Source organism: Pseudolysinimonas sp., assembly GCF_039912695.1.
In the GTDB taxonomy this organism is placed as follows: domain Bacteria; phylum Actinomycetota; class Actinomycetes; order Actinomycetales; family Microbacteriaceae; genus Pseudolysinimonas_A.
Genome location: NZ_JBDSPJ010000021.1, coordinates 84,514 through 98,603 on the forward strand (window position 1 = coordinate 84,514; position 14,090 = coordinate 98,603).

Annotated in this window: 15 protein-coding genes; 8 read left to right on the top strand and 7 right to left on the bottom strand. The window is 64.5% G+C overall.

From position 1 onward, the window contains the following. Positions 1 to 8: 8 nt before the first annotated feature. The 6 genes from gyrB to dnaA all read right to left on the bottom strand — a co-directional run bounded on the left by gyrB (position 9) and on the right by dnaA (position 7,863). The gene (gene gyrB / locus ABIR17_RS07760; RefSeq protein ID WP_348003805.1) at positions 9 to 1,988 is read right to left on the bottom strand and encodes a DNA topoisomerase (ATP-hydrolyzing) subunit B; all 1,980 of its coding nucleotides are present in this window, start codon (positions 1,986 to 1,988) and stop codon (positions 9 to 11) included. A gap of 144 nt (positions 1,989 to 2,132) precedes the next feature. Next, positions 2,133 to 2,639, bottom strand: coding sequence for a DciA family protein (locus tag ABIR17_RS07765; protein ID WP_348003806.1), 507 nt, complete (start codon positions 2,637 to 2,639; stop codon positions 2,133 to 2,135). After that, on the bottom strand, positions 2,636 to 3,877 hold the full coding sequence (gene recF, locus ABIR17_RS07770) for a DNA replication/repair protein RecF (RefSeq protein WP_348003807.1): 1,242 nt from the start codon (positions 3,875 to 3,877) through the stop codon (positions 2,636 to 2,638). The genes ABIR17_RS07765 and recF overlap by 4 nt, the downstream gene beginning before the upstream one ends. 25 nt (positions 3,878 to 3,902) lie before the next feature. Further along, the gene (gene gnd / locus ABIR17_RS07775) at positions 3,903 to 4,787 is read right to left on the bottom strand and encodes a phosphogluconate dehydrogenase (NAD(+)-dependent, decarboxylating) (RefSeq protein WP_348003899.1); all 885 of its coding nucleotides are present in this window, start codon (positions 4,785 to 4,787) and stop codon (positions 3,903 to 3,905) included. Between the two features lie 61 nt (positions 4,788 to 4,848). Beyond that, on the bottom strand, positions 4,849 to 5,994 hold the full coding sequence (gene dnaN, locus ABIR17_RS07780; RefSeq protein ID WP_348003900.1) for a DNA polymerase III subunit beta: 1,146 nt from the start codon (positions 5,992 to 5,994) through the stop codon (positions 4,849 to 4,851). A gap of 462 nt (positions 5,995 to 6,456) precedes the next feature. Beyond that, positions 6,457 to 7,863: a chromosomal replication initiator protein DnaA gene (dnaA, locus tag ABIR17_RS07785; RefSeq protein WP_348003808.1), complete on the bottom strand. Its 1,407-nt coding sequence runs from the start codon at positions 7,861 to 7,863 to the stop codon at positions 6,457 to 6,459. 290 nt (positions 7,864 to 8,153) lie between these two features. On the opposite strand from dnaA, the gene rpmH reads away from it, so the two are divergent. From rpmH to ABIR17_RS07825, 8 genes are all read left to right on the top strand, one after another. After that, a complete protein-coding gene (rpmH, locus tag ABIR17_RS07790) occupies positions 8,154 to 8,291 on the top strand; it encodes a 50S ribosomal protein L34 (protein ID WP_348003809.1) in 138 nt (45 codons plus the stop codon). Positions 8,292 to 8,296: 5 nt separating this feature from the next. Further along, a complete protein-coding gene (gene rnpA / locus ABIR17_RS07795; RefSeq protein ID WP_348003810.1) occupies positions 8,297 to 8,635 on the top strand; it encodes a ribonuclease P protein component in 339 nt (112 codons plus the stop codon). A gap of 14 nt (positions 8,636 to 8,649) precedes the next feature. After that, entirely contained in the window at positions 8,650 to 8,961 is a 312-nt protein-coding gene (yidD, locus tag ABIR17_RS07800) for a membrane protein insertion efficiency factor YidD (RefSeq protein ID WP_348003901.1), read from the top strand. Between the two features lie 6 nt (positions 8,962 to 8,967). Beyond that, positions 8,968 to 9,951 (top strand): membrane protein insertase YidC, encoded by a 984-nt coding sequence (gene yidC / locus ABIR17_RS07805; RefSeq protein ID WP_348003811.1) that lies wholly within the window; start codon positions 8,968 to 8,970, stop codon positions 9,949 to 9,951. Further along, a complete protein-coding gene (locus tag ABIR17_RS07810; RefSeq protein ID WP_348003812.1) occupies positions 9,948 to 10,499 on the top strand; it encodes a R3H domain-containing nucleic acid-binding protein in 552 nt (183 codons plus the stop codon). Before yidC ends, ABIR17_RS07810 begins: the two co-directional genes overlap by 4 nt. 76 nt (positions 10,500 to 10,575) lie before the next feature. Beyond that, positions 10,576 to 11,205: a 16S rRNA (guanine(527)-N(7))-methyltransferase RsmG gene (rsmG, locus tag ABIR17_RS07815; protein ID WP_348003813.1), complete on the top strand. Its 630-nt coding sequence runs from the start codon at positions 10,576 to 10,578 to the stop codon at positions 11,203 to 11,205. Positions 11,206 to 11,310: 105 nt separating this feature from the next. Beyond that, positions 11,311 to 12,192 (top strand): ParA family protein, encoded by an 882-nt coding sequence (locus ABIR17_RS07820; protein ID WP_348003814.1) that lies wholly within the window; start codon positions 11,311 to 11,313, stop codon positions 12,190 to 12,192. Further along, entirely contained in the window at positions 12,192 to 13,133 is a 942-nt protein-coding gene (locus ABIR17_RS07825) for a ParB/RepB/Spo0J family partition protein (RefSeq protein WP_348003815.1), read from the top strand. Before ABIR17_RS07820 ends, ABIR17_RS07825 begins: the two co-directional genes overlap by 1 nt. Before the next feature lie 3 nt (positions 13,134 to 13,136). On the opposite strand, the gene ABIR17_RS07830 is transcribed toward ABIR17_RS07825, so the two are convergent. Beyond that, positions 13,137 to 14,084, bottom strand: a complete 948-nt coding sequence (locus ABIR17_RS07830) for a D-alanine--D-alanine ligase (RefSeq protein ID WP_348003816.1) — start codon at positions 14,082 to 14,084, stop codon at positions 13,137 to 13,139. Positions 14,085 to 14,090 lie beyond the last annotated feature (6 nt).

The following is a 14,090-nucleotide window of genomic DNA, read 5'->3' on the forward strand; positions in this document are numbered from 1 at the left end:
TAGGTGCCTTAGATGTCGAGGAAGCGAACGTCTTTTGCGTTCTGCTGGATGAAGTTGCGGCGAGACTCAACGTCGTCGCCCATGAGGGTGGAAAACACACCGTCGGCGACGGCGGCGTCGTCGAGCGTGACCCGCAGCAGGGTGCGCGATGCGGGGTTCATCGTCGTGTCCCACAGCTCCTGGTGGTTCATCTCGCCCAGACCCTTGTAGCGCTGCACGCTGTTGTCCTTCGCAAGACGCTTGCCGCCGGCGAGTCCGGCCGCCAGCATGGCGTCGCGCTCGCGGTCGGAGTACACGTACTCGTGATCCGCGTTCGTCCACTTGAGGCGGTACAGCGGTGGCTGAGCGAGGTAGACGTAACCCATCTCGATGAGCGGTCGCATATACCGAAACAGCAGCGTCAGCAGCAGTGTCGTGATGTGCTGGCCGTCGACGTCGGCATCCGCCATCAGCACGATCTTGTGATACCTGGCCTTGGTGCCGTCGAAGTCTTCGCCGACTCCGGTGCCGAAGGCCGTGATCATTGCCTGGATTTCGGCGTTGCCCAGCGCCCGGTCGAGTCGAGCCTTCTCGACGTTGAGGATCTTGCCGCGCAGCGGCAGGATCGCCTGAGTTTCCGGATCGCGACCGGTCTTCGCCGACCCGCCGGCGGAGTCACCCTCGACGATGAAGATCTCGCTGCGCTCCGGGTCTTTGCTCGAGCAGTCGCTCAGCTTGCCCGGCATGCCGCCACCTTCAAGCAGTCCCTTGCGGCGGGTCTGCTCGCGCGCCTTGCGGGCCGCCATCCGAGCCGCGGCCGCCTGGATCGACTTGCGGATGACATCCCGACCCTGATTCGGGTTGCGCTCGAACCAGTCGGTGAGCTGATCGCCGACCACCTTCTGCACAAATGACTTCGCCTCGGTGTTGCCCAGCTTCGTCTTGGTCTGACCCTCGAACTGCGGTTCGCTCAACTTGATCGAGATCACGGCGGTGAGTCCTTCGCGCACGTCGTCGCCCGACAGGTTCTCGTCCTTTTCCTTCAGCAGTCCCTTTTCGCGCGCGTACTTGTTGACCAGCGTCGTGAGCGCGGCGCGGAAACCCTCTTCGTGGGTTCCGCCCTCGTGGGTGTTGATCACGTTGGCGTAGGTGTGCACGCTCTCGGAGTACGAGGTCGTCCACTGCATCGCGATCTCAAGCGACATCCGGCGTTCTTTGTCTTCAGTCTCGAACGAGATGATCTCGTCGTGGATGACATCGGTCTTTTTCGCCGAGTTCAGGTACTCGACGTAGTCGACCAATCCGCGCTCGTAAAGGAACACGTCGGAGCGCTGCGTCCCGTCTTCCTGCCGGCCGACTTCGCGCTCGTCGGTCAGCGAAATGCGCAAGCCCTTGTTCAGGAACGCCATCTGCTGGAAGCGACTGCGGAGGGTCTCGTAGTCGAAATCGACGGTTTCGAAGATCTCGGCGTTGGGCCAGAAGGTGATCGTCGTTCCCGTGTCGGGAGTCGTGGCACCCTGGGCCAGTGGCGCGACCGGGACGCCGTCGTGGTATTGCTGGCTCCAGACGAAACCTTGACGTCGCACCTCAACGTCGAGCGTGGACGAGAGCGCATTCACCACCGAACTACCGACACCGTGGAGTCCGCCCGAGACCGCGTACCCGCTGCCACCGAACTTGCCGCCCGCGTGGAGGATCGTGAGCACGACCTCGACGCTCGACTTCTTCTCGGTGGGATGGATGTCGACCGGGATGCCACGGCCGTTGTCGACGCAACGCACGCCGCCATCGGCCAGCAGCGTCACCTCGATGTGATCGCAGTACCCCTGAAGAGCCTCATCCACGGAGTTGTCGACGATTTCTTGGACGAGGTGGTGCAGCCCCCGCGGACCCGTCGACCCGATGTACATACCGGGGCGCTTGCGGACGGCCTCGAGTCCCTCGAGCACCTGAATGTCGCTCGCGCCGTAGTTCTCGTCGGGCGTGTTCGAACGAGGGGAAGTGGCCATAACGAGAAGGCTCCTGACGGGGTCGGGCGCGTCGACCGGACGGGTCGGGCGGGACCGCTCGATTCTACCGCGTAGCGACCTCTGAAACCGGCGTTTTCGGCGATCTGAGGGGTTTTCGTGAGGCGGTCGACCAGATTTGCCTTCTCAGCCGTAGGTATCGCGTGGACCGCGCCCTGGGATTGCCTTGGGGCCGTGTTTCCAGGAGGGGGCGTGGGGTGCCAGAAAGCGAGCCGCTTCGACCTGCGCGGCCGGAAACCGCTCCGCGATGCTCGCCAGAACCGTCGCGTTCATCAATCGGAGCTGCTGCGCCCACGCCGTCGAGTCGCACTGCACGGTCAACACGCCGTCCTCGATCCCGATCGGTGACGCGTGCGCTGCGGTGTCGACGCCAACGATGTCAGGCCAGGATGCGACCAGTTCCGCGCGCGCGATCGGCGACTCCCAGCCGCGCGCGGAGGTCACCGCAAACAGCACATCGCCGACCCCGCGGGGCTCGCGGCCGAGCCCATAGGGCTCGCTGGGTGCGGCGTCAGCCGCGCGACGGCGTCGTCGGGCATCGGGCGAGCGCAACTCCGGGTTTCCGAACGCGCGACGCAGCCTTCGGTACACCGACAGGTGCTCGGGGACGTGCTCGGGGACCTCGTCGGTCACGAGTCCTCCCCAGCTTCAGCGTGCTCAGCCTCGGCGTGGTCGGCTTCGGTCGGCTCGGCTTCGGCCGGCCCCTGCTCGACGATCGCGCCGCCGCGGATGTGCACGGTGCGGACCCGCAGTTCGCGGGGGACGTCATCCAGAACCGCCGCAGTAATCAGCACCTGCTCGTAGTCGGCGATTCCGCCCGCCAGCCGCCCGCGTCGCGACTCGTCGAGCTCAGCGAAGACGTCGTCGAGAATCACGACCGGGTCGCCCAGGGCCGAGTCGGCCCGCAGGGTTGCGGCCGCGGCCAGCTTGAGAGCGAGAGCAAACGACCAGGACTCGCCGTGACTCGCGTAGCCGCGCGCCGGCAGCCCGTTGAGGGTCAGCACCAGATCGTCGCGATGCGGTCCGACCAGGGTGAGACCGCGATCCAGCTCTGCGCGCCGTACTCGGTCGAGTGCGGCGGCGAAGGCGGCGCGCACGTCGTCGGGTCCGGGAAGGGGGATCGCCGGGTCGGACGAATCCGGCTCGCCATCGGTGCCGTCATCCGAAACGGAACCCATGATGCTCAAATGCGCGGCCAGTTCGGCGACGTGGTGATCCCCGGCGATGCGTCGATACGCGTCGGCGACGTGTGGGCGGATGCGGTCGATGAGCGCGGAGCGCTCGACCATAATTTGCGAACCGAGGTCGATAAGGCGCTCGTTCCAGACTTCGAGCGTTGAGAGCTGGGTGTCGGCAACCCGCGACGCGCGCACCGACTTCAGCAGGGTGGTGCGCTGCCGCAGCACCCGGTCGTAGTCGGCGAACACCCCCGCTAGCCTCGGGCTCAGTTGCACGAGAAGTTGGTCGAGGTACCGTCGCCGCCCGCCCGGGTCGCCGCGCACGAGCGACAGATCCTCCGGCGCGAAGAGCACGCTCGTCACGTAGCGCGGCACGTCGCGGGTCTTCGCGGCGACCCGATTCACCTGCGCCCGGTTCGCCGACGACCGGTTGAGTTGTACCTCGACGAGTACCGTGCGCTCGGCGTGCTCGAGCCGCGCGCGAATGATCGCCGCATCCTGGCCGGAGCGGATGAGAGCCTGATCGGTCGAGACCCGGTGCGACCCGAGAGTGCTGAGGTACCCAATCGCTTCGACCAGGTTGGTCTTGCCCTGCCCGTTGCTGCCGACAAACAGGTTTGGTCCCGCGCCGAGTTCGACCTCAGCCGTGACGTAGTTGCGGAAGTCGGAAAGCGAGAGGTGGGTGACGATCACGGCTGGGCTGTCGGGGGCATGGCGATCAGGCCTTGCGCACCGCGTGTCCGCCGAACTGCTTGCGCAACGCTGCAACCGCCTTCATCGACGGTGAGTCCTTTTGGCGCGAGACGAACCGGGCGAAAATCGCTGCGCTGATTGTCGGCACCGGCACCGCGTGGTCGAGGGCGTCGTGCACCGTCCACCTTCCCTCGCCGGAGTCTTCGACGTAACCCTCGATGTCAGCGAAATCGGGGTCTTCTTCCAGAGCCTTCACCAGGAGCTCGAGCAACCAGCTGCGCACCACGGTTCCCCGTTGCCACGCCTTGAAGACTCCAGGGACGTCGTGAATGAGATCGCTGCGTGCCTCGAAGAGTTCAAACCCTTCGGCCCAAGCCTGCATCAGCGCGTACTCGATGCCGTTGTGCACCATTTTCGCGTAATGGCCGGCGCCGACCGATCCGGCGTGCACGAAGCCCTCAGCCCGTGGACCTTCGGGGCGCAGTGCGTCGAAAACGGGCAGCAGCTCGTCGATGTCTGCTTTCTCGCCGCCGGCCATCAGTCCGTAGCCGTTGGTCAAACCCCACACCCCGCCCGAGACGCCGCAGTCGACGAAGCGGATGCCAGCCTTGGCCAGCGTCGCCGAGTGCACCTGATCGTCGGTGAAACGCGAGTTGCCGCCGTCGATGATCAGATCGCCTTTCGACAGCAGTGCCGAGACGTCGGAAATCACCTGATCCGTGATCGGGCCGGAAGGAACCATCGCCCAAATGATGCGCGGCGTCGGGAGCGCGGCGATCAGCGCGGGCAGATCCGGCACGTCGGTGACGTCAGGGTTGGGGTCATAACCCGTGACCTCGACCCCTCCGCGCCGAAGGCGCTCGCGCATATTTCCGCCCATCTTGCCCAGGCCAATCAGGCCAATGTGCATCGTGGGCTTGACGTGCTTCAGGGGCTGAGTGGCCTTCGCCATGAGCGTGTTTCCTTAGAACTCAGCGCAGCAGAAGGTTGGGCTGCAGCAGGTACTTGTAATTATCGGCGCCCGGCTGGTCTTTCGACGACTGGCTCGTGATCAGCACCGGACCCGGCTTGTTCGGGTTGTCGGTCTTGGTGAACGAGATCCGCACGAACTCCGAATGCACGGCGCCCAGTCCATCCAGGAGGAAGGCCGGCTTGAGCGACACCACGGTGTCTTCGCCGTGCAGGAGGCCCTCGATCGTTTCGGAGGCCTGAGCCTGGTCGGATCCGGCCGCTTCGAGGGTGACACCGTCGACCGAAAAGGTAAACCGCAGCGCGGCTTCACGCTCAAGCACAAGAGATACCCGCCGGGTGGCCTCGATCAACTCGGCGGTGTTGACGACCGCGTAGTTGTCGACGGTCTCAGGGAACAAGCGCTTCACGGGAGGGAAGTTGCCCTTGATCAAAAGTGAGGTGACCGTCTTCTTGTCGGCGCTGAACGCGATCAGCTCGCGGTCATCCCCTCGAGTGATCGTGACTGACACGGTGCCACTGTGCGCGAAGGTCTTGCCGATTTCGGCGAGCGTGCGCGCCGGGATGAGCGCGGTCGTGCCCTCAGCCGACGAATTCCCGGAATCCCAATCGATCGCGCGAACCGCGACGCGGTAGCGGTCGGTCGCTACGAGCGAGAGGTTGTTGTCGCCCACTTCGAGTTGCACGCCGGTGATCACCGGGGTGACATCGTCACGGGATGCCGCAACCGTCACCTGGGAGACGGCGGCCGCAAAGTCTTCGGCCGGCAGCACACCGGTGCGTTCGCCCACTTGCGGCAGGCTCGGGTACTCCTCCACCGGCATGCTCAGCAGGGTGAATTTCGCGGACCCACACTGCACCGCGATCTTGCCGTCGATCGTCGAGAACTGCACGGGAGCGTTCGGCAACCGACTGGCAATGTCGGCGAGCAGCCGACCCGAAACGAGCGCACTGCCCGACTCTTCGACGTCAGCCGTGATCTCGGTTCTTGACGACACTTCGTAGTCGAACGAGCTCAACGACAGGGCACCATCTTGGGCCTCGAGCAGAACGCCGCTCAAGATGGGCTGCGTGGTGCGCTGGGGCAGCAGCTTGACGGCGAACGACACGGCCTCGCTGAACACGTCCCGGTTGACCTGGAACTTCACGAGCGACACTCCTTGCGCGTCGAAGGGCGGGGATCCTGGGCGGTCAGCATCCCACGTCGATCCTGGCATAGGAAGAGCGTGAGTCAATTTCTGTAGCCGGAACGGGGCTCAAGGTTGTCGAACGACTGAAGATGAAAGGTCTCGTTAATCTTCTTAACCGGTGTGCATATGTGGATAACCCGGTGCCGGCTGTGCCGGGGTATGGGAACTACATCGGTGTGAGATGTTGACGACGGGTGGATGGCGACCCCGACATCGGTGGAGAACGCTGAGGTCAGTGGTCTGGTTCCACAACCGAGGTGCTCGGGTTGCACACCCTTTCCCGGCGCGGCGGGGAGGTTTTCCACAAGTTGTGCACAACTCTGTGCAATTCACCGATCGAGACGAGTTCGTCTAGTCCCCCGTTAGGGGGTAGATCGAATCGTCGCCCTGTTCGCCGCCCGAATCCTGGGATCTGGCGGGTCAGATCTTGTTGAAACGCTGGTTCTGCTTGATGCGGCTCGTCAGTTCTGTCACCTGGTTGTAGATCGAGCGACGCTCTTTCATGAGTTCGCTGATCTTCTTGTTGGCGTACATCACGGTCGTGTGATCGCGGTTGCCGAACAGTTGTCCAATCTTCGGCAGCGACAGGTTCGTGAGTTCGCGGCACAGATACATCGCGATCTGGCGGGCAGTGGCCACAGCCTGGGACCGGCTCGAACCGTAGAGGTCGTCGACGGAAAGTTTGAAGTAGTCGGCGGTGTGATTGATGATGTCGACTGGCGCGATGACGTTGTCTTCGTCGAGGGTGATCAGATCCTTGAGAACGGTCTGCACGAGCTGCAGGTCGACGGGCGTGCGATTCAGGCTCGCGAAGGCGGTGACGCGAATGAGCGTTCCCTCGAGCTCGCGGATGTTGCTCGACACCTTCGTCGCCATGAACTCGAGGATCTCGTCGGGCACCTGCAACTTCTCGCTCTGTGCCTTCTTGCGGAGGATCGCGATGCGCGTTTCAAGGTCGGGCGCCTGAACATCGGTGATCAGACCCCACTCGAAGCGGGACCGCATCCGGTCTTCGAAGCCGGTGAGGAACTTCGGCGCGACGTCGCTCGTGATGACGACCTGCTTGCTGTGGTCGTGCAGCGTGTTGAAGGTGTGGAAGAACGCCTCCTGCGTCTCGACCGCCCGCTGCAGGAATTGGATGTCGTCGATCAGCAGGATGTCGATCTCGCGGTAGCGAGACTGGAACGCCGCCGACCTGTTGTTCTGGATCGAGTTGATGAAGTCGTTCGTGAACTCTTCGCTCGACACATAACGCACCCGAATGCCGGTGTAGAGGTTCTCCGCGTAGTGCCCGATCGCGTGCAGGAGATGGGTCTTACCGAGGCCCGAGTCGCCGTAAATGAAGAGCGGGTTGTACGCCTTGGCGGGAGCTTCGGCGACAGCGACCGCTGCCGCGTGAGCAAACCGGTTCGAGCTGCCGATGACGAAGTTGTCGAAGTTGTACTTCGGGTTCAGACGCGAGTCGGCGCGTCGAGCCGCCGCATCCGCAGGCGGTCCGGGCTCGGGAGTGAACATCGGAAAGTCGTCACCCGGTTCAGCGACCGGGGTCAGCGTGGCGGCCGGCATGTCAGGATTCACGACGATCGCAAAGTTGACGACCTCCTCGGCAGCGCCGGTGATCGCCTCGATCAGAGGAACGCGAATGCGTTGCTCGAGCATCGCGCGGGTTAGTTCGTTCGGAACTTCTAGGTAGAGAACGCCGGCCAGCACACCCTTCGGTTCGACCAGATTGACGAACCCATGGAGCTGCGGGGTGATCCGCTCGTCGGCCCCCAACTGGGCGAGAACGGACGACCAGAGGTCGCGGGTCGGGTCGATGTCGCTCATGGCCTTTTCATTGTGGGGTGCGCGGGAAGTTCTGCACAGGGTTATCCACCGGCCTGATTCCTGTGGACTCGTGTCGACGGCCGTGTTTTGCGGGGCCGAGGCGACGAGGATTACCTTAGTTCTCCACCCCGATTGGCCGTCAACCGCGTGTGGATTGCGAAGCGATGACAGAGCGTCGTTTGACCGCTTGCAGACCAGCCCGTATCTTTAATCAGTTCACCCGCACTCTTCGCGGGATACCTGATCTTCCCGGCCTCCTCCCACTGGCCGCCGGGTTACCGGAGATAACCATGACCAAGCGAACTTTCCAGCCGAACAACCGGCGCCGCGCCAAGGTGCACGGCTTCCGCCTCCGCATGCGTACCCGTGCGGGTCGCGCCATCCTCGGTGCCCGCCGCCGCAAGGGTCGCGTCGAGCTCTCCGCGTAGTTCGCGTGCTCGCCAGGGCGAACCGGGTGGTCCTCCCTGCGGACTTCCGAAGTGCGGTTCGACGTGGGCGGCGTGCGACAACTCCGTCGGCGATCTACTACCGTCTCGCCACCACGCCGAGCTCTCCGCTGCGCGTTGGCGTCATTGTGACTAAGGAGATTGGCAACGCCGTGCACCGCAACCTTGTTCGTCGCCGGCTGCGTGCGCTTGGCCGCGGACTGGTGGATGCCGGGCTCCGGGGCGAAGACGTCGTGATCCGGGTACGACCAGGCTCCGCGCAACTCAGCTGGGATAGTCTCTCGGCCGACATGCACGATGTGCTCGACTCGCCGGTGGCTCACTGATGCCCGTGACCGCGATGGGGCGCGCGGTGACGACGCTGATGTTGCTGCCGCGCAACGTCTGCGTGCTCATCCTTCGCGGCTACCGCGCGGCGATTTCGCCGCTGTACGGCGACGTCTGCCGGTACTACCCGAGCTGCTCGGGATACGCGCTCGGCGCCATCCAGCAGCACGGTGTCATCAAAGGTGTCGCCCTCGGAACATGGCGCATCGCGCGCTGTCATCCGTGGGCACGGGGCGGCGTCGACGACGTGCCCGCCCGGCGCATCCCGCGCTATCAACTCACGAGTTTCGGTTTCGTCATTCCGGCGAGCCAGGGAAAGGGATGACCTGACATGGACATTCTCGGCTTTCTGAACACCATCCTCTGGCCGATCAAGTGGTTGATCGAGGCGATCCTGGTGGGGTTCCACGCGCTGCTGTCGGCGATCGGCATGGACCCCGCTGCCGGCGTCACCTGGGTGTTCTCGATCGTGGGCCTCGTGCTCGTGGTTCGGGCCGCGCTCATCCCGATCTTCGTTCGCCAGATCAAGAGCCAGCGCAAGATGCTCGAGGTCGCGCCGCAGCTCAAGAAGATCCAGGACAAGTACAAGGGCAAGCGCGACCAGTTCTCCCGCGAGGCGATGCAGCGCGAAACGATGGATCTGTACAAGAAGGCGGGGACGAACCCGTTCTCCTCGTGCCTGCCGCTGCTGATTCAGATGCCGATCTTCTTCAGCCTGTTTTCCGTACTCACCGAGGCTCGTCAAGACAAGGCCGGGGTCGGCCTGCTGACGAAGGAACTGTCGGATCAGTTCGGCAAGGCCTACCTGTTTGACGGTGACTTCAAGGCCCCGCTGAACCTCAGCATCCAGACGGCGCTCGAGGCGGGCAACACGATCGTCATCGTCATCGCGGTCACCATGGTGATCCTCATGACAGGCTCGCAGTTCTTCACCCAGCTGCAGATCATGTCGAAGAACCAGTCGCCTGAGATGAAGGCCAGCCCGATGTACCGCCAGCAGCGGATCCTGCTGTACATCCTTCCGCTGGTCTTCGCGTTCTCCGGTTTCGCCTTCCCCATCGGCGTGATGTTCTACTGGCTCACCTCGAACGTGTGGACGCTCGTTCAGCAGTTCCTCGTCATTCGCACGATGCCGACTCCGGGAAGCGAGGCGGCTTTGGCTCGCGAAGCCCGGCTGGCGAAGCGCCGCAGGGCGTCGATGGCGGATGACGCCGACGCGATCGCGGAGGTTGTCGAAGAAGAGCCGAAGAAGCCGCAGCGCCAACAGCCGGTGGGCAAGAGCCGAACCAAGAAGAAACAAGGCGGACGTCGATGAGTGACCTGACCGAAACTGACCCCGCGGTTGCGGCGGAAGCATCTGAGACCGATCCGCTTGAGTCGGCCGAAACGGATGCGCCTGCGACCGAGCAAGAGATCATCGACGAAGGCGACGCCGCCGCCGACTACATCGAAGAACTTCTCGATATCGCCGACATCGACGGCGATATCGACATCGACGCCCGCGCCGGGCGCGCCTACCTTTCGGTTTCCGCGACGGCCGACTCCAACCTGCGACTGCTGTCGAAACCCGACACGGTCGCAGCCCTTCAGGAGCTCACCCGCCTCGCGGTGCAGAACCGTACGGGACGCTTCTCGCGGTTGATCCTCGACGTCGGGGGATCTCGTGACGCCCGTGTGACCGAACTCACGGCACTGGTCGACCACGCTGTGACGAGACTCGAGGGCGGAGCATCCACCGCTTCCCTCCCGCCGATGTCGAGTTACGAGCGCAAGCTGGTGCACGACATCGTTGCGGAGCGCGGGTTCGTTTCGGAGTCCGAGGGTGAAGGCCGTGACCGTCACACCGTGATCTCGAAGGCGTGAGCCCCGTTTTTGACCGGTGTTAGCGCCGCGAGCCCGTCGGCGGGCGGATGTTTCACGTGAAACATAGGACGTGATCATGGAACAGGAACCGGCTGCAGCGGCCGCCCTCTTCGGTGACCGCATCGACGTCGCGCGTGACTTCGCTCACGAACTCGGCACCCGCGGGGAGGAGCTCGGACTGATCGGTCCGCTCGAGGCCGATCGCCTCTGGACGCGCCACATTCTGAACTGCGTGCTGGTGGCGCCTTTGCTGCGACCAGGTCGCGTGGGGGACGTCGGCAGTGGCGCCGGACTGCCCGGCCTCGTGCTCGCGATCGCCCGACCGGATGTCGAGATGGTCCTCATCGAACCGATGGAACGACGCACGGATTGGCTAACGGCTGAGGCCAAGCGACTCGGGCTCGACAACGTCATCGTTGCGCGCGGGCGGGCCGAAGACGTGCGTCCTGACCCGCTCCTCGATCAAGTCACCGCGCGAGCGGTATCGGCCCTGAGCAAACTCATTCCGCTCTGCGTTCCGTTGCTCCGGCGCGGCGGCGAGTTGGTGTTGATGAAGGGCGCGCGGGTCGAGGACGAACTTGTTGCCGCCAAGAAGGTAATGCGCCAAGCAGGTATCAAGAACCCTGAGGTGCTCATCCTGGGGGAGGGAATCGTCCCCGAGGTCACTCGGGTCTTTCGGGCTAGGGTTGGCGCGCTGGAGGATTAGCGCGGCCACCACTTCTGGCCGATGTGACGCCGTCAGCGACGAGCGTCGGATCGGACGGTCGGGTTACGTTTCACGTGAAACATCAGTTCTGAAAGGCAGTCCCTCGTGAGCAGTTACGACGACACGACCCCGCTCGCACGCGAGGTCGCCGAACTGACCCGTCGGCGGATCGCGCTTGCGGACTCCTCGCTTCCCGTGCCCGCCGCGACCCGCATCATCACGGTGGCCAACCAGAAGGGCGGGGTGGGCAAAACCACCTCGACCGTCAACCTGGCTGCGGCGCTGGCCCAAGCCGGCGCACGGGTGCTCGTCATCGACCTCGACCCCCAAGGAAACGCGTCAACGGCTCTCGGGGTTGAGCACCGGGCCGACACCCCGAGCGTCTACGACGTGATCATCGGCGACACCCCGATGATCGATGTCGTACAGTCGAGCCCGGAGTTTCCCGGCCTCGCGTGCATCCCAGCGACCATCCATCTCGCTGGCGCAGAGATCGAATTGGTCTCCCTCGTGGCCCGCGAACAGCGTCTCCGGACGGCTCTGGAAAACTTCCTCGATCAGACCGACGAGCGCTACCACTACGTCTTCATCGACTGCCCGCCGTCGCTGGGCTTGTTGACAATCAACGCCTTCGTCGCAGCGAGGGAGGTGCTCATCCCGATTCAGTGCGAGTACTACGCGCTCGAAGGCTTGAGCCAGCTGCTCGACAACATCAAACTCATCCAGCGCCACCTCAACCCCAAGCTTGCGGTGTCCACGATCCTCCTCACGATGTATGACGCGCGCACCAACCTCGCCAACCAAGTCGTCGAAGAGGTTCGGTCGCACTTTCCGAAAGAAGTGCTCACGACGGTCATCCCGCGTTCGGTACGCATCTCCGAGGCGCCTAGCTACGGCCAAAGTGTGATCAGTTATGACGGCAACTCACCGGGGTCAATCTCCTACCGGGAAGCGGCAGCAGAGATCGCGCGACGGAGCGCAGCCTGATGGCCGCCCCAAAGCGCACCGGTCTCGGCCGGGGCATCGGTGCCCTCATTCCCACGTCGGATCCCGCCGGGAGCGACATCGGCGAAGCCGTCTTCCGGCGCGAACCGAACCTGCTTGCCGTTCCGGGAGCTCGTCTCGCCGAAATCGAACTCACCGACATCGTTCCGAACGCCCACCAGCCGCGGAGCGAATTCAGGGATGCTGAGCTCCAAGAGCTCACGATCTCGATTCGAGAATTCGGCGTGCTTCAGCCGATTGTCGTGCGGCCGCGCGCCGGCGCCGTCAACGGTGAGCCCGCCTACGAGCTGATCATGGGCGAGCGGCGGTTCCGCGCCTCGAAACTCGCTGGGCTGACGCGCATCCCTGCGGTCGTCAAGGACACCGCCGACGAGGCCATGCTTCGGGATGCTCTCCTTGAGAACATCCATCGCGCCGACCTCAACCCTCTCGAGGAGGCGTCGGCGTACAAGCAGCTCCTCGAGGACTTTGGCATCACGCAGGAGCAGCTCGCCACGCGGATCGGCCGCTCCCGCCCCCAGATCACCAACACCATTCGTCTGCTGCAGCTGCCTGAATCCATCCAGACGAAGGTTGCCGCCGGGGTGCTGACCGCGGGCCACGCACGAGCGATCCTGTCAGTGGTCGACGAGTCGGCGAGGCGGAAACTCGCCGACAAGATCATCAACGAGGACCTCTCGGTGCGAGCCGCCGAGGCCGCGGCAGGACTTCTCGCGCCGGAGAAGCCGAGAGCTACCAAGCCCACGGCGGGCAAGCGTCAGGATCACCTTGCCGAACTCGCCGAGCGGTTGGGCGACAAGCTCGACACCCGCGTGAAGATCGCCCTGGGCACCTCGAAGGGCACGATCACGATCGACTTCGCGACGGTAGCTGACCTGCGCCGCATCCTCACCGAGCTGGGCGTTAATCCCGAGGTCGGTTGACGGTTAGCCGTTGAGGGCTGCTTCGGCGAGAGTCGTGTAGACCCACCCCAGGTCGTGGCCTGCGGCCTCGAGCGCCTGCGGCAGGAGTGAGGTCTCGGTGAGTCCGGGCAGCACGTTCGCTTCGAGGAACCAGGGCGTGCCCGCACCGTCAACGATCAGGTCGACGCGTGAGAGGTGGCGCATCCCGAGCGCGGCGTGTGCGGTTAGAGCGGTTTCGGCCGCACGTTCGGCAACTTCGGGGGAGAGCCGCGCCGGCGTGTAGAACCGGGTCTCGCCGGCGTTGTAGCGGGCCTCGAAGCTGTAGACACCCGAGAGCGGTTCGATCTCGACAGCGGGCAGGGCGACCGGTCCATCGCCGGTGTCGATGACGCCGACCGCGATCTCGGTGCCCGTGATGCGTTGCTCGACGAGGGCGACATCCCAGTACGTGTAGGCCTCGACCATCGCGCGCGCAAGGTTCTCGCGCACCTCGACGATCGTGACGCCCTGTGCTGAGCCACCTTGCGCGGGCTTCACGACGAGCGGAACTGTCAGCTCGTCGTCGATGGCCGCAAAGATGGCGTCCATCCCGAGCTCGCGAAAAGCGTCGCGCCCGAGTGTGATCGAGCGCGGAGTGGCGACCCCGGCACGTCCGACGATGATCTTCGCGGTCGGTTTGTCCCAGGCGAGACGCGCGGCCGACGACGACGACCCGACGAACGGGATGTCGAGAAACTCCAGCAGCCCCCGGAGCGCACCATCTTCGCCGCTCGCGCCGTGCAGCGCGGGCCACACAACATCCGGTCGGGTGTCGCGCAGGTGCGCGAGAAGCGTGGCGTCAGGATCCCGCAGCTCGACCTCGAGCCCGTGCTCGGCCAGGCTGTCGGCGACCTGTCGGCCGCTGCGCAGCGAAATATCGCGTTCGTGGGAGATGCCGCCCGCGAGGACGACGACTCGCGCCAGACGGCTCACGCGCGC

Bases quoted from the DNA above. Each gene is read 5' to 3' on its own strand.
- gyrB (WP_348003805.1), bottom strand. From the start codon at position 1,988: ATGGCCACTTCCCCTCGTTCGAACACGCCCGACGAGAACTACGGCGCG.
- gnd (WP_348003899.1), bottom strand. From the start codon at position 4,787: ATGCACATTGGCCTGATTGGCCTGGGCAAGATGGGCGGAAATATGCGC.
- dnaA (WP_348003808.1), bottom strand. From the start codon at position 7,863: ATGAGCGACATCGACCCGACCCGCGACCTCTGGTCGTCCGTTCTCGCC.
- rpmH (WP_348003809.1), top strand. From the start codon at position 8,154: ATGACCAAGCGAACTTTCCAGCCGAACAACCGGCGCCGCGCCAAGGTG.
- yidD (WP_348003901.1), top strand. From the start codon at position 8,650: ATGGGGCGCGCGGTGACGACGCTGATGTTGCTGCCGCGCAACGTCTGC.
- yidC (WP_348003811.1), top strand. From the start codon at position 8,968: ATGGACATTCTCGGCTTTCTGAACACCATCCTCTGGCCGATCAAGTGG.
- ABIR17_RS07810 (WP_348003812.1), top strand. From the start codon at position 9,948: ATGAGTGACCTGACCGAAACTGACCCCGCGGTTGCGGCGGAAGCATCT.
- rsmG (WP_348003813.1), top strand. From the start codon at position 10,576: ATGGAACAGGAACCGGCTGCAGCGGCCGCCCTCTTCGGTGACCGCATC.
- ABIR17_RS07825 (WP_348003815.1), top strand. From the start codon at position 12,192: ATGGCCGCCCCAAAGCGCACCGGTCTCGGCCGGGGCATCGGTGCCCTC.